This window comes from Shewanella holmiensis (assembly GCF_025370255.1).
Lineage (GTDB): Bacteria > Pseudomonadota > Gammaproteobacteria > Enterobacterales > Shewanellaceae > Shewanella > Shewanella holmiensis.
Genome location: NZ_JAMTCD010000006.1, coordinates 85,935 through 105,001, shown reverse-complemented (window position 1 = coordinate 105,001; position 19,067 = coordinate 85,935). Strand labels below are relative to the sequence as shown.

Below are 19,067 nucleotides of genomic sequence, written 5' to 3'. Positions count from 1 at the left end.
CTCCTTATAAAAAAATCATGCCGTAAACCATTACAAAAATCATCGGAGTAAGGCTAGCAAATGCAATTAATCCAAATCCATCAAGCATGGGGTTTCGTCCTTTAATGACGGTCGCTAAGCCAACACCCAGCGCGGTCACTAAAGGAACCGTAATGGTAGACGTGGTGACGCCGCCGGAATCGTAAGCGATACCTATGATGCTAGGTGGTGCGAATGAGGTGAGGATCATCACTAATACATAACCGCCAATAATGATGTAATGAATAGGCCAGCCTTTTAAAATACGAATTACGCCGAGTAAAATGGCTAATCCCACAGATATCGCTACCGTTAAGCGCAATCCCATGGCGTAATCATCTAATGATGTTTCATCATTAGCGATTGCACCTGATTCGGCCGCAACTTTTGCGGCCTCATTGGCAACCGCGGTTAGGGCCGGTTCAGCTAAGGTGGTACCAAAACCGAGCGAAAATGAAAATATGACCAACCAAAAAACACTGCCTTTTCGGGCGAGGGCTTCTGCAAGAGATTCCCCAATCGGAAATAACCCCATTTCAAGGCCGAACACGAAAAAGGTTAGTCCAAGGACAATAAACATTAAGCCAATTAAGATTGAGCCTAAATGATCGGGTGCTTGTTGTAAGATAAAAATTTCGAAAAAGCCAACAACTAAGATAATCGGCACCAAATCTTTAAAGCTACTGAACATTGAGGTTAAAAGCTTCAGCACTGCAGACATCTATCCTCCATAAAAATCAGTAAGTCATATTTTCAGTGTGCCTTAGTAATCAAGGAACTCAACAAATTGTTTACAAAAGTCACCATTTGTTTGATGTTAATCAATAAATGTGCAATTGCTGTGAGATAGGTAACTGTGTTTAGCATTCACATTGCAATCATTCAGGGTATGATAACTTTCAAGATTTAAAAGGAGTTTTGTGATGTGGAAAACATGTAATATTTTAATGTTAGTGTGTGTATTTGTGTTCAATAGCCCCGCTATGTGTGCTGATAATGACGTAAGTAACATCACGGTCAATCAGTCTGATGGTTATTTACAGGTGCTAAGGTTGAAAAATGGCATGTCAGTAGTGATTGAAGAAGGGCGTTTAGAACCGCGTTCCATTGGGAGTATTAGCGTAAAACTGTATCGTGATATAGACGTTGGTGACTTTGCCTCGGCGGTAACTTTTGTGCGTGATGGGACGATTATCAACACAGCACTCAAGGATAATCTTGATGCAGGTAGTGAGATTGCAATAACGACTCTCACAGCCGGTAGCGGCCAATTTCAGGCTATTCATAATGTTTGTGTAACGGGTGATGTTGTTGCAATATGTCAGGTCGCGCCATGAATAACGTCGTGATCGCTGGCGTGGGAATGACGCCGTTTTGTAAGCCTGGTCAGCATCAGCCTTATCGGGTTATGGCTGCCAAGGCGATAGCATTAGCTTTAGCAGATAGTGGTTTATCGGCAGGCAATATTCAGCAGGCTTTTGGTGCTTATATTTATGGTGACAGCACCTGCGCGCAACATGCGTTTTATGATGTGATCCAAAGTGGTATTCCAATCATTAATGTAAACAATAATTGCGCTAGTGGCTCTACCGCGTTGTATTTAGCCAGACAGGCCGTGTTATCGGGTGAAGTGGATTGTGCATTAGCGTTTGGCTTTGAAGAAATGCAACCCGGAGCTTTAGGCGCACATTGGCAGGACCGTGAAAGCCCATTTACCAGAATGGACCCGGTATTATCAACCTTCACTGCTCCCGATGGTCCGATTGCTTTGCGTGCTTTTGGCTCGGCGGGTAAGCATTACATGGATAAATACCATGTGTCTTCTAAGCTATTTGCTCTGGTGGCGGTCAAATCTCGCCGTCATGCTATTAATAACCCTAACGCGTTATTTAGAATGCCACTGTGCACTGATCAGGTGTTAGCAGATAAGGTCATATATGACGGGTATTTAACTCGCCTAATGGCATGTCCGCCGACTTGCGGCGCCGCCGCGGTGATAGTGTGTAGTGAGCGCTTTGCAAAACAGCACAACCTTGGGGCAGCGGTGAAAATTTTGGCTCAGTCTATGGCAACTGATACTCAGGTTTCATGGCAAGATCCTATCAATGCCGTTGGTAAGTCAATGACAATGATGGCCGCAGCGAACGTGTATAATACAGCGGGTATTGCACCACAAGATATTGATGTGATTGAATTACATGATTGTTTTACCCCAAATGAAGTGATCACCTACGAGGCATTAGGCTTGTGTGCTGAGGGCGAAGCGGAGCAGTTTATCAATGCGGGCAATAATACCTATGGTGGTCAATTTGTTATTGGGCCGTCAGGTGGACTTATGTCAAAAGGTCACCCAATCGGGGCGACAGGCATAGCACAATGTGCTGAACTTGTTTGGCATTTACGCGGTCAAGCAGGTGATCGTCAAGTACAAGGTGCTCGCTTAGCTTTACAACATAATCTGGGTTTAGGTGGGGCTGTTGTGGTGACTTTGTACGGTAAGTGATGTTATTGTATCTGATGTAACATCTTATCTTTTGAGTGCCAAGTATAGGTACTTTACACTGACAAAAAGAGAATGGAATCTATATGAAACATAAAACCTTCCAGTTTAATTCTAATACTATTACTGCAAACATCAAAATGTGTGTTTACGGCAGTGTTTTAGTGTCGAGCATGCTTTCGCCTATGGTGCAAGCAGATGATTTTTCATCAAGTTATCAAGCTTATCAGCAAGCCGTTGCCGCAAATGATAGTAAGCAAACATTAGTCTTCGCTCAGCAAGCTTATGATTTAGGAAAAGTCAGCTTTGGTGAAAACCACATCGATACAGCGAAGTTACTGATGAACCTTGCCAATGCGCAGCGTAATAGTGGTGATAAGGTTTCCGCAAGTCAGAATTACAACAAAGTGCTGGCCAGCTACCAGGCACATTATGGTGACGATAACATTGAAGTGTTAGATCCTATGTTGTTAGCTGCAGAGTCAACAATCAATGATAAAAAGGCCCAAGCACTGTTTGAAGATGCCATTGATGTGGCTAAGTCATTAAATGATCCTCTAGTGATAGCTGAAGTGTATACTGCGGCATTTAAACACTTATATAAAACCCCCGAATATAATCACACCATAAAAAACTATGGTTTAAAGGCGTATGACATTTACAGCCAACATCTTCCAGAGGATGCTATTATCCGCGTTGATGCCACTTACTTGGCCGCATCCATCCAGTTTGCTGAAAAACACTATGACACAGCAGAGCGCTTATTTCTTGAGGTGATAAAACAGTATCAAGCCCTTGATTATAGCCATCCATCAGAGTTACATGCCCACGCTGTGCTGGTTGAGTTGTACGAGAAACAAAATAATAGCCAACAAGCGACGGCACACTGTATTGCGATCGGTAAGATGAAACCTTGGTCGGATGATCAGGATCAAGTGCCCTTATTTAGACATCATCCAAATTATCCAAAATCCTATGCAAAAGACAGAAAATCGGGATGGGTTGATATGGTGTTTACCATTGATGCAAATGGCTTTGTGAAATCGGCATCGGTATTAGACTCAAAGGGCGGAAAACGTTTTGAAAAAGAATCGTTAGAGGCCATTCAAAAATGGCGCTATGCCCCTAAGTTTGTTGACGGGAATCCGGTTGAAGCCGAAGCCAAAGTGCGTCTAGATTTCACCATTGCTGATAGCTAAATTACCATGTAAACCGTGACTAGCGAGAACAGCATACACACTAAGCCAGCCTCAATAAGTCGCTGGCTTTTTTGTAGCTGATTTTTGCCTTGTTTCAATACGGTGATTAAATTTTGTTGGTTATAAATTCTGCATGTGAGCAGATCAGTTTGTGGATCGACTAATAATTGTAGATTATATTGTTTACCATTTTTCAATAAGATATCGTGATTGCTTAAAATGCCAAAGTTGAACTTTTGCGATACCACTTTACCATTAAGCAGTACTTTTTCTAAGCCGCACCAATTGCTGGCTTGTAACTCAAAATTGTCCTGATTTAAAAGATAACTGAACTTAATCATGGCATCGCTCCATTGCACTTTACTCTCCTAAAGGTGTATTAATCTAAGCAGAGTAATGTGACAGTTTCCAGTACCAAAATATGACGATTTTAAGAATATGGGCTAATTGATTGGTGGCTAAACGAAAAATATATTTATCTATTTTTTCTTGCAAAATGTCTGGCTATACACTTATTTGAGATTGCGGAGACTGACCTCTATTTAGTCGTTATCGCTATAGGCTCTTAGTAAGTCTTTCCAGGTGATAATGCCCACTAAAGTACCATTATCTAATACTGGCAAACTGCCAATGCCGTGCTCAAGAATGATTTCACAGGCTTGTTTTAAGGTGGTATGAGGTGCAACTGTGATTGGATTGTGACTCATGACTTGATGTACGCGTTTGTTGAGGGTTTCAGTGTCTCTAATCAGTTCAGCAGCAGTGCCGAGATTGGGGCTTAGTGCTTTCAAAAAATCACGATGGGATAAAATACCCTGTAAATTGTCATCTTCATCAATGGCTAACAAATGATGAAAGCTGACATTATCGAAAATGTGTTTAGCAACAGATAAACGATCATCAATTGAAATAGTGACAATTCGCTTGGTCATAATGTGGCTAACAAGTGTGATTGCTGCAGGCATATTTATCCTCTTTAACTCGGCATCTTCAGCTTTGCTTAGCCGCGTTATTAATTTATAGCAGATAAACTATATTACAACAACGAGTTAGCCACATTGTTAAGTCATTCAAGTCAATTTTAAGGGGTGAGGCCAAGGTATTTTTGTGCCTTATGGGGTTTGAGCTGATGAATATCCACTAAGACTAAACCATCAATACAATCACCAAATTCAGCATCAATGCCAAAATCAATAAACTGCACGCCCTGATCTTCACACAGCTCACCATATTGCTTAAATAGTGTCGGTACTGATACACCCATGTTTGCTAATGTCCTTTTAAGAATTTTAAAATTGTCAGCATAATTATCCCCGTTAAATAGGCGGTGTAATTGGTGTGACCGTTCATCAGTTATAAAAAACGCGTTATGTGATTTGGCTAAATCAACCTGGCTTGGAAATTGGTTTTGATAGAAATGGATGAGTAATTCTTTCGCAGGTTCAGGATAGCTGTTACTTATCGTCACTGGGCCAAACAAGTATCGATATTGTGGGTGTTTTGCCAAAAAGGCACCAATACCTTGCCAAAGGTATTCAAGGCTTCTGCGGCCCCAATATTTTGGTTGTACAAAGCTTCTGCCTAACTCTAATCCCTGTTCAAAATAGGGGGCGAAATTGGCATGGTAAGTGAACAAGGTTTCGCTATATAAGCCATTGGCTGTATTTTGCTGATGCATATGTTTGGCACTGACAAAACGATATGCGCCGACTATCTCTAAATCGTCTTTGTCCCATAACACTAGATGCCAATAATCATTGTCATATTTATCTATGTCTCTGTGTTTTCCCGTACCTTCACCCACAGCTCTGAAAGCGATTTCCCGTAAACGACCAATTTCACGCATAATCGCGCTACTTTTTTTATGCTGGTAAAGGTAGATCACTTTATTGTCAGAAGTGTGTCCCAATGGCTCACATAATTGTAATTCCTGTTGTAAGTTGGTTCGAGATTCTGGGTGAGCAACGGCATTTTGGGTACTAAATAAAGGTGGCCGGTTTTTACCAATACGGTAAAGGTGATTTTTGAGTAACTTCACCTGTGTTTTTAGCGGAAAGTCATTGTTGGCAACGGTTTCTTTAGCAATCAATTTACCAATTCGAACTGGCATCACTTGGTTGACTTGACGAAACATCTCTTTGACCAGTAATAGTGTCGCTAAGGGTTTATACAGCATCGATGCGCCATAGAATGTAGCCGAGTTTTTCGCATCAACAAACATCGGCAGTAACGGCGCATGGCAGGCTTTGGCCATTTTGACAAAACCCGTTTGCCAGAGTAGATCTGTCACACCGCTGGGGCGTAAACGTGACACTTCACCGGAGGGAAATATTAATAACGCCCCTTCAGATTTTAAATGCTGGTGGATATTGTCTAAATGCTGTTTTGGGGTGCCACCTGTCATGTTTCTTACCGGTAGCAAAATGGCATGTAATGGCTTAATGGCCATGAGTAATTCATTGGCGACGACTTTGATATCAGGTCGAACTTTACTGATTAACTTTATCAGTGCCAATGCATCAAGCGAGCCGATTGGATGGTTGGCATAAATGATCACACGACCGTCAATGGGGATATTTTCAATTTCATTGTTGGGAACGCTATAACTGAAATTAAAGCTGGCGAGCACCTGTTCAACAAAATCTACGCCGGTAAGATGTTGGTGCTGCTGAGCGATATCATTACACTGCTGTTCGTGCAGCAAGTAGCGAAGCATGGCTTTAGTGGGTTTAGCTAACCAGGGTTTATTGGCTAATAGTGGCAGGTTTTGTTCCACCATTTGGTCGACTGTAAACATCATTTGCCTTGATTTCATTATGCCACCTTCTGGTTTGGCTGTTGTAATGGCTGTTGTAATGGCTGAAATGTGGCTGTTGGTAGAGGCTGATCCGTTTCAACACGTTCAATGATATTAGGGATTTTGTTCTGCTCATCCCACTTTAATAACTGAAACTCGCCTAATAAGGTTTCAACCACCAAGGTGCAGTTTTCAACCCAATCTCCGTCATTTGCATAGATGATTTGCCGTTCACCACTGTGATGAATGGAAAGCTCTGGTTGGTGGATATGGCCACAAATGACCATGTCGACCTGCTGTTTATCGGCAAATCGAATGACCGCATCACGAAAACTATTTATGGCCTGCTGTGCTTTGTTTACGCGTAATTTGATGTAACTTGCCAATGACCAATAGGGGTATCCCAGTTGACTACGTACATGGTGTAGATTGCGATTTAGCCACAATAAGACATCATATAAATGGTCTCCTAATTTGGCATAGGTGCGACTTACACACACTTCAGAATCAAATTGATCACCGTGTAACATTAAGCATCTTTTACCCAAGATTGATTGATGTACATAATCGGGTGCAATGGTGATCCCCCTAAAATGACTGTTAACATAGGCTTTAAATAACTCGTCGTGATTGCCTGGTATATAGAATACTTGGGTGCCGTTTTGGGCTAGTTCGAGTATTTTTGTCAACACGGCTTGATGGCTATCTGGCCAAAATACCCGTTTTTTTAATGCCCAAATATCGATAATATCGCCGACAAGATATAAATGCTGACAGTGAGTGTTATTCAAAAAATCTAATAAAAACTCAGCCTTACAATCGATACTTCCTAGGTGAACATCGGATAACCACACAGCATAAAAACCTTGTTGGCTATTTGATTCATGGGCTGTTTTTTTTGCTTTGGATAATGAAGAGGTTAAGGCGGGGGGCACATAGGTTGATGAATGCGCGTTAGCTTGAGTCGCTTGCTTGAATAGTGTGCTTATTTTATTCATTTATTTACTCTCTACCAAATAGCACTGTATTAAGTTAGCTTCAGCTTAATGGCGGAAATTGACTAAACGGTGACGGAAATATTGCAATTGGATGAATAATACGAGGGGGAATATTTACTGGTGGCATGTTGTTCGAGATCAAACGAATTTAGTGCGGTGAGTGTGGACTGGCTAGCTCTAAGGACGATGCACTGCAAAACAGTCTTGCAAGTTCAATCGACCCTATTGATGCTAGTAACAAAAAAGGGAAGCTAAGCTTCCCTTTTAAACGGTATAGTCTTGAACAATATAGTCTTTAAGATTATCGCGATGAACTATCGTGCAGCATCAATAATGGCTCTTGCCATTTCATCTGCCACAGAGCCTGTGGTGCGATTTTCTGCATCTGCGCGAGTAAAGATGGTCAGCAAGGTTTGATAGATTTGTTCTACCTTGGCAATAGATGCCGCTTTGTCGTAGTTATTTTCAAATGATACGTTAATAATACCACCGGCATTAATGACGTAATCTGGTGCATACAAAATGCCCATTTCTTTTAACTTTTCACCGTGACGCACTTCTGCCAGCTGGTTGTTGGCACAACCAGCAACAATCGTCGCTTTCAATAATGGCAGGGTAATATCGTTTAAGGTTGCCCCTAGCGCGCATGGTGCATACACATCAACATCTTGATTGTAGATATCTTGTGGTTCAACCACGGTTGCGCCAAATTCACTGGCAACACGATCTAACGATGCTTGATGAATATCGGTCACGACTAATTCAGCGCCTTCTTCATGCAAGTGCTTACAAAGGTAATATCCCACGTGTCCGACGCCTTGCACGGATACCTTAATGCCCTTAAGGCTATCAATACCACGTTGATGTTTTACCGCAGCTTTAATACCTAAATAAGTGCCTAAAGCGGTAAGAGGTGACGGGTCACCCGATTTGCCTTCTAATCCAGCAACATATGGCGTTTCGCGGTTTGCAATCATCATATCTGAAGTTGATACACCCACATCTTCGGCAGAATAGTATTTACCGCCTAAGCTATTAACGAAACGGCCAAATGCAAGAAATAATTTTTCACGATCTGTGGTTTTTGGATCAGCAATAATAACCGCTTTACCACCACCCATAGTTAAGCCTGCAAGGGCATTTTTATAGGTCATACCGCGCGACAGGCGCAATACATCGGTGAGCGCTTCATCGTCAGATTGATAATTCCACATTCTACAACCACCAACGGCAGGGCCTTTGTTGGTGTTATGCACTGCAATAATAGCTTTTAAGCCACTTTCTTTATCATGACAAAACACAACTTGTTCGTGCTCATCAAACGAGACATGATTAAATACAGCCACGTAAATTCTCCACTTGCTTTATGGTCGTGTGTTAGTTTTGACTAACACTTAATTATTAACGCTTTGGTTATTTATTCTGACGCTTAAGATAACAGTTATAACAACGCCAAAGTAGGGTAGATTAAGCTACCACACAGGCTTGGCGATACTTTATATCCTGTTCATATTAAATGTCGTAAATGAATCAAATTCGATATTTAGTATTGCAGCACGATAGCATTTAGCGATACTCTCAACAAAGCCTGATGACGTAATTTTTGTGATCAAGCTGGCAATTTTGCTTGCCACTTTACGTAAACGTAAAGTATTTTAGTGTTGAGTGTGAATTTCAGCATAATGGATGAATAAAAAATAACCCATGTATGCTTAATAACAATAAGATAGGAAGTGTTATGGCTGATGAAGTAGTTGAACAGGTTGCAGAGCCTGCTGTTGATCAAGAAGCATTAAGACAGCAATGGGTAAAAACACAATTCCAAAAAGCAAATCGTTTTCTCGCGGAAAAAGGCGTGATCCCTAATAAGGTTTTTGCAGATGAAAGTCGTTATCTTGCGCCATACCTTGCGATTTGGAAAATGGACTCAAAACAGCCTACCAAACAAACATTTTGGGTCATGTCAGGTGATTTACCGTCTGACTATGTTGATGTAAAAGTTGCACAAACTGCTCGTGATGCACTGCGTCACTTTTCAATGATGTGGCAACTTAAAGCTGAAAACCTTCATAAATCTGGCGCAACACGCGATGCGACTCAGTTGAAGTTTGCTAATTTGTTAGTTTCACGCGCAGAAAGCTTATACAAAATGCATGAAGATGAAAAACTCTGGTCTTAAACCTCATTTCATTCTGGCTAAATAAAAAAGGCACATAATGTGCCTTTTTTATTGTTCCCGCGAGTGGATGTTATTCAGCCAGGTAATATAACCCTTGATTGATTAGCTCAACTAGCAGTTGCCCAATAGATGCGTTTGCCAATAAATCAGTGGCGTTTTCGCTATCTAAAGTCATTGTGTTGGCTAACAGGATTAGCTGTGCTTCTGTAACATCTTCAAGTGGGTATACTTCGCCATTAATAAATAAACGACATTGTTGGTCGTTCTCTAAACGCAACACTTTTAACCCGCCGATGCGCGCAATAATGGCATTGTCTTGTACCATTTCTTGTAATTCTTCGAGTGTGACAGGTTCTTCACCTTCACAAATATCGAGTTCAAAACGGTTTTGACTTAATAATTTACCAAGCATGGTTTGATATTTTTCAGGTTGAGTGGCTAGCTCTGCCAATAACTGCATAATACCTTGCTGCTGAGTTTGACTTACCACACCTGGATCTGTTGCCTCAGACTTTGAGGTGAAACGTTTGTGACCGCTGTTATTATCAATCAGCGAATCTGCAAGTTGAGTTAGCAGTTCTTGCTGGCTAGGGGCTCTAAAGCCAATTGAATAGCTTAAGGCTAGAGACAATGTCTCGCCACAGTGTGGATAACCTGGTGGGATATATAACACGTCACCCTTTTTTAATACAACGTCGATAATAGGTTCAAAATCGTCCACTAATGGCGATGTAGCATCACCACCGCGACGTTGATGATTGCCTTTGTCGCCCACTTTCCAGCGACGTTCACCTTCACCTTGAATAATAAACACATCATAATTATCAATGTGTGGGCCTACGCCGCCTTCTGGTGTGGCAAATGACACCATTAAGTCGTCAAAGCGCCAATCGGGTAAAAAACGAAATGCATCAACCAATGGTTGAGAGTCTGGATACCAGTGATTTACCGCTTGCACTAATAGTTGCCATTTCGTTTCACCATAAGCATCGTAATCTTCAAAGGGGCCTTGGATAACGTCCCATTGATTGTCTTTAGTGACAACAATACGCGATGAAATTTCTTCTTCGCAAGCAAGACCAGCTAATTCATCTGCGGCAATTGGGTCAACAAAGTCAGCGAAGGCTTGTGTGAGTACCACAGGGGTTTGTTGCCAGTGCTGCTTAATGAAGGCTTGGGTGTCAAAAGTTAATTGATACATGGTCTTACTCTCTGTACGTTGTGAAAGCAGTGTAAAAGAAAAGCGGCAACTCGAATGTCGAGCTGCCGCTAAATTAAGTGAGGCTTTTTATCCTCAGCTGACAAATTATTTTAATTCGTCAACAAATGCCTCTGCACGGCCAATGTAGTTAGCTGGTGTCATTTTTTTAAGTTCAACTTTAACGTCAGCGGGTAACTCAAGTCCGTCAATAAATACCGCTAACTGTTGTGCATCAATACGTTTACCACGTGTTAACTCTTTTAGTTTTTCGTATGGTTTTTCAATACCGTAACGACGCATTACCGTTTGAACGGGCTCTGCTAACACTTCCCAGTTTACGTCTAATTCAGCACGTAAATGCGCTTCGTTAACTTCTAATTTGCTGATCCCTTTTAGGGTAGCTTGGTAAGCAATTAATGAATGAGCAATACCAACACCTAAATTGCGTAATACGGTAGAGTCAGTTAAATCACGTTGCCAGCGAGAAACTGGCAATTTAGCGGCTAAATGCTGCATAAGCGCATTGGCGATGCCTAAGTTACCTTCTGAGTTTTCAAAGTCGATTGGGTTAACTTTATGCGGCATGGTTGAAGAGCCAATTTCGCCAGCAATAGTGCGTTGTTTGAAGTGACCTAACGCAATGTAACCCCAAATGTCACGATCGAAATCGATTAAGATGGTGTTGAAACGTGCCATAGCATCAAATAATTCTGCAATGTAATCATGCGGCTCAATTTGTGTTGTGTAAGCGTTCCAGTTAATGCCTAGGCTTGTCACAAAACGCTGTGACAACGCGTGCCAATCAACCTCAGGGTAAGCAGATATGTGAGCATTGTAGTTACCCACAGCTCCATTGATTTTACCCATAATTTCAACAGCTTGAATTTGCTTCAGTTGGCGTTCTAAACGTACAACCACGTTAGCCATTTCTTTGCCTAAGGTACTTGGTGAAGCAGGTTGACCATGAGTACGTGACATTAATGGCACAGTTTTATTGTCATGGGCTAACTTCTTGATTGCATCAACGATTTGTTGACACTGTGGCACAACAACGAGTTCACGAGCTTCTTTAAGCATTAGGCCGTGTGATAGGTTGTTAATGTCTTCTGAAGTACAGGCAAAGTGAACAAATTCATCGATTGCGACTAACTCTGGGTTGTTGGCAATTTTTTCTTTGATGAAGTATTCGACCGCTTTCACGTCATGGTTAGTGGTGCTTTCAATGGTTTTAACACGTAGTGCGTCTTGCTCACTGAAGTTATCTTTAATGCTATCTAATAATGCTAATGCTGACTCGCTAAACGGTGGTACTTCTTCAATTTCTGGGCAGCTAGATAATAATTTTAACCAGTTAATCTCAACTTGTACGCGGTACTTAGTAAGACCGAACTCGCTGAAAATCCCTCTTAATGACGCGGTTTTACTACCATAACGACCGTCTACCGGAGAGATAGCAGTTAGTGCGGAAAGATCCATTTGAAGCTCCTTGGTGAACTTTTATTGTAGGGTGATTCGATTATTTATTTTTGTTGGCTTTTAACAGCCGTATCAAATATCGCTTTTCGTGCAAAGACTAAATGGCGACGTTTGCCACCTAATTGACGCCATAACACGGCGCTGCGCATAGCTGATAGTAGCAATGCGCGAATTTTGTTTTGCACGTTAGTTTGTTTTAAAAATGCTGGATTACCTGATATCTGAAGTTTAGGGCCAAGAGCACTAATCACATCACTGTAAATGCTAGCTAGATTTGCGAGCACTTGTTCATCGGTAATCGAAAAATGGGCTAACTGACGATGCACCTGATTAATGCGTTCAGCCAACATGCCTAAACCGTTAGGTGAGCGAGACAGTTTGCGCTCTAATGCCAATACACCAACTAAATAACGGGTGGTTTCGACATCTTTGTTACTGCCATCGCCAAGTTGATTTTGGATAAGCTGGTAGCCTTTATCCAATATTTCTTTGTTTGGATAAACATCAGCGGTGCTTTCAGGGTTAGTGACTAAAATGGTATTCAAGCTAGCCGCTAACGCTTGTTCGTCACTTTCACCATGACGGGCGATGTATTGCACTTGTCCGATGGCCTGTAAAATGCCAGCAAATGCCATGGTGCGTTCATATAAGATATTGTCAGTCACGATGTGGCTTACCTATCCTCTGATTAACGTATCGATGATCCCGCCGCCTAAGCAAACTTCACCATCATAAAAAACTGCCGATTGCCCAGGCGTGACGGCGGCAACAGGTTCATCAAAGAACACTTCAATGGTGTCTTCATTGATATGTTTAATTTTGCATTGTACATCACGTTGACGGTATCGGGTTTTGACGCTTATGTGTTCAGCATCCGCAGGCCCTTTACGGTCAACCCAATCTAATTGTTTTACGCTCATGCCAACAGACATTAATCGCGGGTGATTACCGCCTTGGGCAACCACTAATACATTGCGGTCTAAGTCTTTATCAACGACATACCATGGGTCTTCGTTGCTATTCTTTAAACCGCCGATACCTAAGCCTTTACGTTGACCTAATGTATGGTACATCAAACCTTGGTGCGTACCGATCACTTCACCTTCAGCGGTTTCAATATCGCCAGGCATAGCAGGTAAGTAGGTGGCTAAAAAGTCGGTAAATTTGCGTTCACCAATGAAACAAATACCCGTACTGTCTTTTTTATCATGGGTAATGAGTCCCATTTGTTTTGCGATATCACGTACTTGATGCTTTTCAAGTTCGCCAACAGGGAATAAGCTTCGCGCCACTTGCTCATGGCTTAGTGTGTATAGAAAATAGCTTTGATCTTTGTTGTTATCGACTCCGCGTAACATTTGAGTGCTGCCATCAGCATTGTCACGACGACGAACATAATGGCCCATTGCAATAAAGTCAGCGTCTAATATTTCATCAGCGAATTCTAAAAAAGCTTTGAACTTGATTTCTTTGTTACACATGATATCGGGGTTAGGGGTACGACCTGCTTTGTATTCAGCGAGGAAATACTCAAAAACGTTATCCCAGTATTCAGAGGCAAAATTGACGGTATGCAGTTTTATGCCTAGCTTGTCGCAAACCGCTTGTGCATCTTTTAAATCTTCACTCGCAGCGCAATATTCATCCGTGTCATCTTCTTCCCAGTTTTTCATAAATAGACCTTCAACTTCATAGCCTTGCTGCATTAGCAGATAAGCTGAAACTGAAGAATCTACACCGCCAGACATGCCAACGATGACTTTTTTACCATTAGTGGGTGTGATTGATGTCATAGATCCTATAAACCGTTCTGTATACCTATGAAAAGCCAAAATTCGACGTTTCAAGAGAGAAATTATGTGTAAATTCTGCGGCGCGTATTCTATCACGCATTCGCTTTAGGGGCTATCTTGGGACGGTAATTGTTGAATTCAATGACAGACCGATTATAAATAGTCTGAATTTAACAGCCGAACCGAATAATGTTTACCTTGTTGCTTAATAAAATCATCAATAGATTTAAGCACTAACGGGCTTCGCATTTGATCAGCTTTTTTCGCTATTTGCTCTCTGCTAAACCAATGGGTTCGAGTAATTGCAGGATCAAGTGGCTCGCATTTTACTTGAATGGGTAATTCTGCACAAAAAGTGAAACGTACAAATGCCAACTCAGGGCTGGCGGTAAATTGATAAATGCCTACCAATGAAAACGGAGTAATGATTAAGCCCGTTTCCTCTAGTATTTCACGTTTGCATGCCTCAATGATCGATTCGTCGGCTTCAAGATGACCCGCGGGTTGGTTATAACGCACTTCACCGTCGATGAGCTCTTCTACCAGTAAAAATTTACCGGCACAGTGAATGATAGTGGCAACCGTGGTATTGGGTTTATAGCGTTCACTCATTGCATTAACTCTTGGCGGATGCAGTTTGATTAATCACTTGGTATTCACCATTGGCTAAGTTATCGAGACTCCATTGACCTATTTTGTAACGGATTAATCTGAGTGTGGGATAGCCAACATGCGCCGTCATTCGTCTGACTTGACGGTTTTTGCCTTCACATATTTGAATTTCTAACCAGCTGGTTGGAATGGATTTTCGTTCCCTTACAGCTGGCGTACGTGGCCAAATGTTAGGTGTAGGCATTACACGTACTTTGGCTGGCAAGGTTTTACCGTCTTTTAATACAACACCTTGCTGAAGCGATTCAATCGCTTGTTGAGTCGGTTCACCTTCAACCTGCACCCAATAAGTTTTGAAGGTTTTCTGATTTGGTTGAGTGAGCTTAGCCTGTAATTGACCGTCATTGGTCAGCAGCAATAAACCTTCACTGTCTCTGTCGAGTCTTCCTGCGGCATAAACATCGGGTATGGCGATAAAATCTTTTAACGTTTTTCTGCCAGCTTCATCGGTAAATTGGCATAACACATCAAATGGCTTATTAAATAGCACGATGACGGGATTGGCTGTTCGAGGTTTTTTAGGTGACGATTTATTGGCCAATGATTTATTCGGCGATGCTTTCGACGAGCGCATAGCTGCATTCTTAGCAAGGCTTTTATTAAAACGTGCTTTAAATGATTGGTTTTTTACAGGGGTTGCCATAGTGAAAGCTTGATGCCTTTGCGTTCAGTTATGCCACCGTCCTGAATAAGATTGAAACTTCCAAGCTGGAAACTTTTCACTAATGAATCAGGTTGGCATAAAAAATTTACGTTAAATATGCGTAAAAAGGGTTAAAAAATCGGAACAACGACCAGTTTACTGCTTATTCGCCATAAGTGGAATTTGAATATTATTCAGAATGCTCTATGATGTTGGCCTGAAAATTGTGATCTGTACCTAATTTTTTCTTAAATTGGCTTGTAGAGATATATTTAACTAGCTGATTTTTCATTGTTTCAAGTAAAACAATGAAGGAAGTATTAATAAAAATAAAAAATGGGATAGGGGATTTCACAAATGTTACCGCATCAAAACCTCACTTGAGGCATGTGGCAAACAACGTTTCATCACAGCAAACAGATAATCATCTTGCTTGATGACATCATCGTGAAATCGTCAACATATCCGCACCAAATATTCTAATAAATTATTAATTTACAATAATGTAGGAAAAACCATGAAAGATAACTCTCCAACGATTATTTATACTGAAACGGACGAAGCGCCAGCATTAGCAACACTTTCTCTGTTACCTATTATTCGTACCTTTACAAATGCTGCGGGCGTTAAAGTTGAAACACGTGACATTTCTTTGTCTGGCCGTGTGATTGCAAACTTCCCTGAAAAATTAACAGCAGAGCAAAAAATTGCTGATGCATTAACTGAACTCGGTGAACTTGCTAATCTTCCTGAAGCTAACATTATTAAATTACCTAATATCAGTGCTTCAATTCCTCAATTAAAAGCGTGTATTGCTGAACTTCAAGCGCAAGGTTATGACGTCCCTAACTACCCGGATGAGCCAAAAACTGACGCAGAAAAAGAAATTCAATCACGTTATGATAAAATCAAAGGCAGTGCGGTAAACCCTGTATTACGTGAAGGTAACTCTGATCGTCGTGCGCCAACGTCTGTGAAAAACTATGCTAAGAAAAACCCACACTCAATGGGCAAATGGGCGAGTGATTCTAAGTCACACGTTGCGCATATGTCAGAAGGCGACTTCTACGGTAGCGAACAGTCAGTGACTTTAGCTGCAGCCGATAAGGTTAGCATCGTATTAGTGAAAGCTGATGGCAGCGAGCAAGTATTAAAAGCAGGTTTAGCCTTATTAGCTGACGAAGTGATTGATACTGCTGTGATGAGCAAAAAAGCCCTTGTTGATTTCTATACTCGTGAAATTGAAGCGGCTAAATCAGAAGATGTTTTATTATCGCTTCACTTAAAAGCGACCATGATGAAAGTGTCTGACCCAATTCTTTTTGGTCATGCAGTAAAAGTATTCTTCAAAGACGTATTCGACAAGCACAGCGCATTATTTGCTGAGCTAGGCGTTGATGTTAACAATGGTTTTGGTGATGTATATGCCAAAATTAAATCATTACCAGATGCACAACGTGCTGAAGTTGAAGCCGATATTGCAGCTGTTTATGCCGCTCGCCCAGCGCTTGCTATGGTTGATTCAGACAAAGGTATCACCAACTTACACGTGCCTAGCGACATCATTATTGATGCTTCTATGCCTGCAGCAATTCGCTCTTCTGGCCAAATGTGGGGCCCTGATGGCCAATTGAAAGACACTAAAGCCATGATCCCAGATCGTTGCTATGCAGGTGTTTATCAAGAGACCATCGCATTCTGTAAAGCTAACGGTGCTTTCAATCCAACGACGATGGGCAGTGTACCAAACGTGGGTTTGATGGCTCAAAAAGCTGAAGAATACGGTAGCCACGATAAGACATTTGAAATCAAAGCAGCGGGTACCGTCAAGGTTATTAACCAAGCGGGTGATGTGTTAATGACTCACGCTGTTGAAGCTGGCGATATTTACCGTATGTGTCAGGTGAAAGATGCGCCAATTCGTGACTGGGTAAAACTTGCAGTTAAACGTTCACGTTTAAGTAATACTCCAGCGGTATTCTGGTTAGACAGTAATCGTGCACATGATGCTGAATTAATCAAAAAAGTGAACACATATTTAGCCGATCATGACACTGCAGGATTAGATATCCGCATCATGTCACCGGTTGATGCTACACGTTTCACCTTAGACCGTATCATCAAAGGTGAAGACACTATTTCTGTTACTGGTAACGTGTTACGTGACTATTTAACCGACTTGTTCCCAATTCTTGAGCTAGGTACAAGTGCTAAAATGCTCTCAATCGTACCTCTAATGAATGGTGGCGGATTATTCGAAACAGGTGCAGGCGGTTCAGCACCTAAGCACGTTCAACAAGTTGAAAAAGAAAACCACTTACGTTGGGATTCTTTAGGCGAGTTCTTAGCACTTGCAGCATCTTTAGAACACCTAAGCCAAACGACAGGCAATACTCAAGCACAAGTGCTCGCAGATGCGCTTGATGTCGCTATCGGCCAGTTCCTTGATAGCAACAAGTCTCCTTCACGCCGTGTGGGTGAGTTAGACAACCGTGGATCGCACTTCTTCTTAGCACTTTACTGGGCCCAAGCCCTTGCAGCGCAGACATCTGATCCAGAATTAGCCGCGAAGTTTACAAAACTAGCGACTGATTTATTATCGAATGAAGCTGTTATTGTGGCTGAGTTAAATGCAGCACAGGGGCCAGCGGTAGATTTAGGTGGTTACTACCGCTTAGATGCAGCTAAAGCTGAAAAAGCAATGCGCCCAAGTAAAACCTTAAATAGCTTTATCGTGGCATAAGTCACTTTTTAGCCAATAAAAAACGCGCCTGAATGGCGCGTTTTTGTTTTTTTAGCATTTATTTTGGTTAAATAAAAAGACAGGGATTAAAATCCCTGTCTTTTTGCTTTATAGTTTCACCTAACTAATTAGTTGGTGAAATGGCTGATGCATGCATCCCTTTAGGGCCTGCTTCTACCTCAAAAGAAACTGGTTGTCCCGCCTTTAGCGTTCGATAACCTTCCATTTCTATGGTTGAATAATGTGCAAAAACATCCTCGCCACCCTGATCTGGGCAAATAAACCCGAATCCTTTGGCGTTGTTGAACCATTTTACAGTTCCGCTTGCCATACTTCCACTTCCTTCTTTTGTCTACTTACCAGTAAGATAGTAAAACTTATTATTCAGCGGTCTTGAATTGCCGCCTGACAAACAGAATGAAATTTGTACGAAAAGAAGTCAAGCATAAATTAACAAAAAGACAACATTTAATTAATTTAATATTATCATGTGGTCGGCATTGAAATGAGAGGCTAGTATTAGAGCATGGCTAAAATAGGCAGCATTGAAAAAACGGAAGAAAAAGTTGAATCAGACCTACAAAGACCCAACTTATATAAAGTGGTTCTGAATAACGATGATTACACTCCAATGGATTTTGTAGTGGAAGTACTACAACGTTTCTTCGATAAGAATGAGCAACAGGCCGTGGATATTATGTTGGCCATTCACCACAAAGGGAAAGGTTTATGCGGTGTGTATCCATTTGGCATTGCAGAAACTAAAGTTTTACAAGTAAATCAATTTGCAAGAGAAAACCAACATCCGTTACTGTGTAGTTTAGAGAAAGAATAATCTTACTCTGCTG

At 41.5% G+C, this 19,067-nt stretch carries 19 protein-coding genes; 6 read left to right on the top strand and 13 right to left on the bottom strand.

All coding sequences use genetic code 11. From position 1 onward, the window contains the following. Positions 1-4: 4 nt before the first annotated feature. A complete protein-coding gene (locus NE535_RS06645) occupies positions 5-739 on the bottom strand; it encodes a DUF1538 domain-containing protein (RefSeq protein ID WP_261297876.1) in 735 nt (244 codons plus the stop codon). 202 nt (positions 740-941) lie between these two features. On the opposite strand from NE535_RS06645, the gene NE535_RS06640 reads away from it, so the two are divergent. The 3 genes from NE535_RS06640 (at position 942) to NE535_RS06630 (ending at position 3,717) form a co-directional block, all read left to right on the top strand. Then, positions 942-1,355: a PliI family lysozyme inhibitor of I-type lysozyme gene (locus tag NE535_RS06640; protein WP_261297875.1), complete on the top strand. Its 414-nt coding sequence runs from the start codon at positions 942-944 to the stop codon at positions 1,353-1,355. Beyond that, positions 1,352-2,521 carry a lipid-transfer protein gene (locus NE535_RS06635; RefSeq protein WP_261297874.1) on the top strand — a complete coding sequence of 390 codons (1,170 nt, stop codon included), beginning with the start codon at positions 1,352-1,354 and terminating at the stop codon, positions 2,519-2,521. Before NE535_RS06640 ends, NE535_RS06635 begins: the two co-directional genes overlap by 4 nt. Positions 2,522-2,604: 83 nt before the next feature. Continuing rightward, positions 2,605-3,717: a TonB family protein gene (locus NE535_RS06630; RefSeq protein WP_261297873.1), complete on the top strand. Its 1,113-nt coding sequence runs from the start codon at positions 2,605-2,607 to the stop codon at positions 3,715-3,717. On the opposite strand, the gene NE535_RS06625 is transcribed toward NE535_RS06630, so the two are convergent. The 5 genes from NE535_RS06625 to NE535_RS06605 all read right to left on the bottom strand — a co-directional run bounded on the left by NE535_RS06625 (position 3,714) and on the right by NE535_RS06605 (position 8,858). Then, complete coding sequence (locus tag NE535_RS06625; protein ID WP_261297957.1) at positions 3,714-4,058, bottom strand: hypothetical protein; 345 nt, start codon at positions 4,056-4,058, stop codon at positions 3,714-3,716. The two genes, NE535_RS06630 and NE535_RS06625, sit on opposite strands and share 4 nt — an antisense overlap. Positions 4,059-4,259: 201 nt before the next feature. Continuing rightward, on the bottom strand, positions 4,260-4,682 hold the full coding sequence (locus NE535_RS06620) for a CBS domain-containing protein (protein WP_261297872.1): 423 nt from the start codon (positions 4,680-4,682) through the stop codon (positions 4,260-4,262). Between the two features lie 116 nt (positions 4,683-4,798). Beyond that, positions 4,799-6,532 (bottom strand): bifunctional ornithine lipid synthase OlsF, encoded by a 1,734-nt coding sequence (olsF, locus tag NE535_RS06615; protein ID WP_261297871.1) that lies wholly within the window; start codon positions 6,530-6,532, stop codon positions 4,799-4,801. Beyond that, positions 6,532-7,512, bottom strand: a complete 981-nt coding sequence (locus NE535_RS06610; RefSeq protein ID WP_261297870.1) for a UDP-2,3-diacylglucosamine diphosphatase — start codon at positions 7,510-7,512, stop codon at positions 6,532-6,534. The genes olsF and NE535_RS06610 overlap by 1 nt, the downstream gene beginning before the upstream one ends. 314 nt (positions 7,513-7,826) lie before the next feature. Further along, the gene (locus tag NE535_RS06605; protein WP_261297869.1) at positions 7,827-8,858 is read right to left on the bottom strand and encodes a Glu/Leu/Phe/Val dehydrogenase dimerization domain-containing protein; all 1,032 of its coding nucleotides are present in this window, start codon (positions 8,856-8,858) and stop codon (positions 7,827-7,829) included. Positions 8,859-9,250: 392 nt separating this feature from the next. Between NE535_RS06605 and NE535_RS06600 the strand changes: the two genes are divergently transcribed. Beyond that, on the top strand, positions 9,251-9,691 hold the full coding sequence (locus NE535_RS06600; protein WP_261297868.1) for a DUF4826 family protein: 441 nt from the start codon (positions 9,251-9,253) through the stop codon (positions 9,689-9,691). 70 nt (positions 9,692-9,761) lie between these two features. Here NE535_RS06600 and NE535_RS06595 read toward each other — a convergent pair whose 3' ends face one another. The 6 genes from NE535_RS06595 to rluE form a co-directional block, all read right to left on the bottom strand. Beyond that, positions 9,762-10,892, bottom strand: coding sequence for a ribosomal protein uL16 3-hydroxylase (locus NE535_RS06595; protein ID WP_261297867.1), 1,131 nt, complete (start codon positions 10,890-10,892; stop codon positions 9,762-9,764). 105 nt (positions 10,893-10,997) lie between these two features. Further along, on the bottom strand, positions 10,998-12,368 hold the full coding sequence (purB, locus tag NE535_RS06590) for an adenylosuccinate lyase (protein ID WP_261297866.1): 1,371 nt from the start codon (positions 12,366-12,368) through the stop codon (positions 10,998-11,000). Positions 12,369-12,412: 44 nt separating this feature from the next. Continuing rightward, positions 12,413-13,033 carry a high frequency lysogenization protein HflD gene (gene hflD, locus NE535_RS06585; RefSeq protein ID WP_261297865.1) on the bottom strand — a complete coding sequence of 207 codons (621 nt, stop codon included), beginning with the start codon at positions 13,031-13,033 and terminating at the stop codon, positions 12,413-12,415. 12 nt (positions 13,034-13,045) lie between these two features. Next, positions 13,046-14,161: a tRNA 2-thiouridine(34) synthase MnmA gene (gene mnmA / locus NE535_RS06580; RefSeq protein ID WP_261297864.1), complete on the bottom strand. Its 1,116-nt coding sequence runs from the start codon at positions 14,159-14,161 to the stop codon at positions 13,046-13,048. A gap of 153 nt (positions 14,162-14,314) precedes the next feature. Further along, a complete protein-coding gene (locus tag NE535_RS06575; RefSeq protein ID WP_261297863.1) occupies positions 14,315-14,773 on the bottom strand; it encodes an NUDIX hydrolase in 459 nt (152 codons plus the stop codon). Positions 14,774-14,777: 4 nt separating this feature from the next. After that, positions 14,778-15,476 carry a 23S rRNA pseudouridine(2457) synthase RluE gene (rluE, locus tag NE535_RS06570; RefSeq protein WP_261297862.1) on the bottom strand — a complete coding sequence of 233 codons (699 nt, stop codon included), beginning with the start codon at positions 15,474-15,476 and terminating at the stop codon, positions 14,778-14,780. Positions 15,477-15,993: 517 nt separating this feature from the next. Between rluE and NE535_RS06565 the strand changes: the two genes are divergently transcribed. Next, the gene (locus NE535_RS06565) at positions 15,994-18,219 is read left to right on the top strand and encodes an NADP-dependent isocitrate dehydrogenase (RefSeq protein ID WP_261297861.1); all 2,226 of its coding nucleotides are present in this window, start codon (positions 15,994-15,996) and stop codon (positions 18,217-18,219) included. A gap of 124 nt (positions 18,220-18,343) precedes the next feature. Here NE535_RS06565 and cspD read toward each other — a convergent pair whose 3' ends face one another. Continuing rightward, on the bottom strand, positions 18,344-18,550 hold the full coding sequence (cspD, locus tag NE535_RS06560; RefSeq protein WP_188839529.1) for a cold shock domain-containing protein CspD: 207 nt from the start codon (positions 18,548-18,550) through the stop codon (positions 18,344-18,346). Positions 18,551-18,745: 195 nt separating this feature from the next. Here cspD and clpS point away from each other — a divergent pair, with 195 nt between their 5' ends. Beyond that, positions 18,746-19,054, top strand: a complete 309-nt coding sequence (gene clpS, locus NE535_RS06555; protein ID WP_188839530.1) for an ATP-dependent Clp protease adapter ClpS — start codon at positions 18,746-18,748, stop codon at positions 19,052-19,054. Positions 19,055-19,067: the final 13 nt, after the last annotated feature.

Bases quoted from the DNA above. Each gene is read 5' to 3' on its own strand.
- NE535_RS06645 (WP_261297876.1), bottom strand. From the start codon at position 739: ATGTCTGCAGTGCTGAAGCTTTTAACCTCAATGTTCAGTAGCTTTAAA.
- NE535_RS06640 (WP_261297875.1), top strand. From the start codon at position 942: ATGTGGAAAACATGTAATATTTTAATGTTAGTGTGTGTATTTGTGTTC.
- NE535_RS06635 (WP_261297874.1), top strand. From the start codon at position 1,352: ATGAATAACGTCGTGATCGCTGGCGTGGGAATGACGCCGTTTTGTAAG.
- NE535_RS06630 (WP_261297873.1), top strand. From the start codon at position 2,605: ATGAAACATAAAACCTTCCAGTTTAATTCTAATACTATTACTGCAAAC.
- NE535_RS06625 (WP_261297957.1), bottom strand. From the start codon at position 4,058: ATGATTAAGTTCAGTTATCTTTTAAATCAGGACAATTTTGAGTTACAA.
- NE535_RS06620 (WP_261297872.1), bottom strand. From the start codon at position 4,682: ATGCCTGCAGCAATCACACTTGTTAGCCACATTATGACCAAGCGAATT.
- olsF (WP_261297871.1), bottom strand. From the start codon at position 6,532: ATGAAATCAAGGCAAATGATGTTTACAGTCGACCAAATGGTGGAACAA.
- NE535_RS06610 (WP_261297870.1), bottom strand. From the start codon at position 7,512: ATGAATAAAATAAGCACACTATTCAAGCAAGCGACTCAAGCTAACGCG.
- NE535_RS06600 (WP_261297868.1), top strand. From the start codon at position 9,251: ATGGCTGATGAAGTAGTTGAACAGGTTGCAGAGCCTGCTGTTGATCAA.
- NE535_RS06595 (WP_261297867.1), bottom strand. From the start codon at position 10,892: ATGTATCAATTAACTTTTGACACCCAAGCCTTCATTAAGCAGCACTGG.
- purB (WP_261297866.1), bottom strand. From the start codon at position 12,368: ATGGATCTTTCCGCACTAACTGCTATCTCTCCGGTAGACGGTCGTTAT.
- mnmA (WP_261297864.1), bottom strand. From the start codon at position 14,161: ATGACATCAATCACACCCACTAATGGTAAAAAAGTCATCGTTGGCATG.
- NE535_RS06575 (WP_261297863.1), bottom strand. From the start codon at position 14,773: ATGAGTGAACGCTATAAACCCAATACCACGGTTGCCACTATCATTCAC.
- rluE (WP_261297862.1), bottom strand. From the start codon at position 15,476: ATGGCAACCCCTGTAAAAAACCAATCATTTAAAGCACGTTTTAATAAA.
- NE535_RS06565 (WP_261297861.1), top strand. From the start codon at position 15,994: ATGAAAGATAACTCTCCAACGATTATTTATACTGAAACGGACGAAGCG.
- cspD (WP_188839529.1), bottom strand. From the start codon at position 18,550: ATGGCAAGCGGAACTGTAAAATGGTTCAACAACGCCAAAGGATTCGGG.
- clpS (WP_188839530.1), top strand. From the start codon at position 18,746: ATGGCTAAAATAGGCAGCATTGAAAAAACGGAAGAAAAAGTTGAATCA.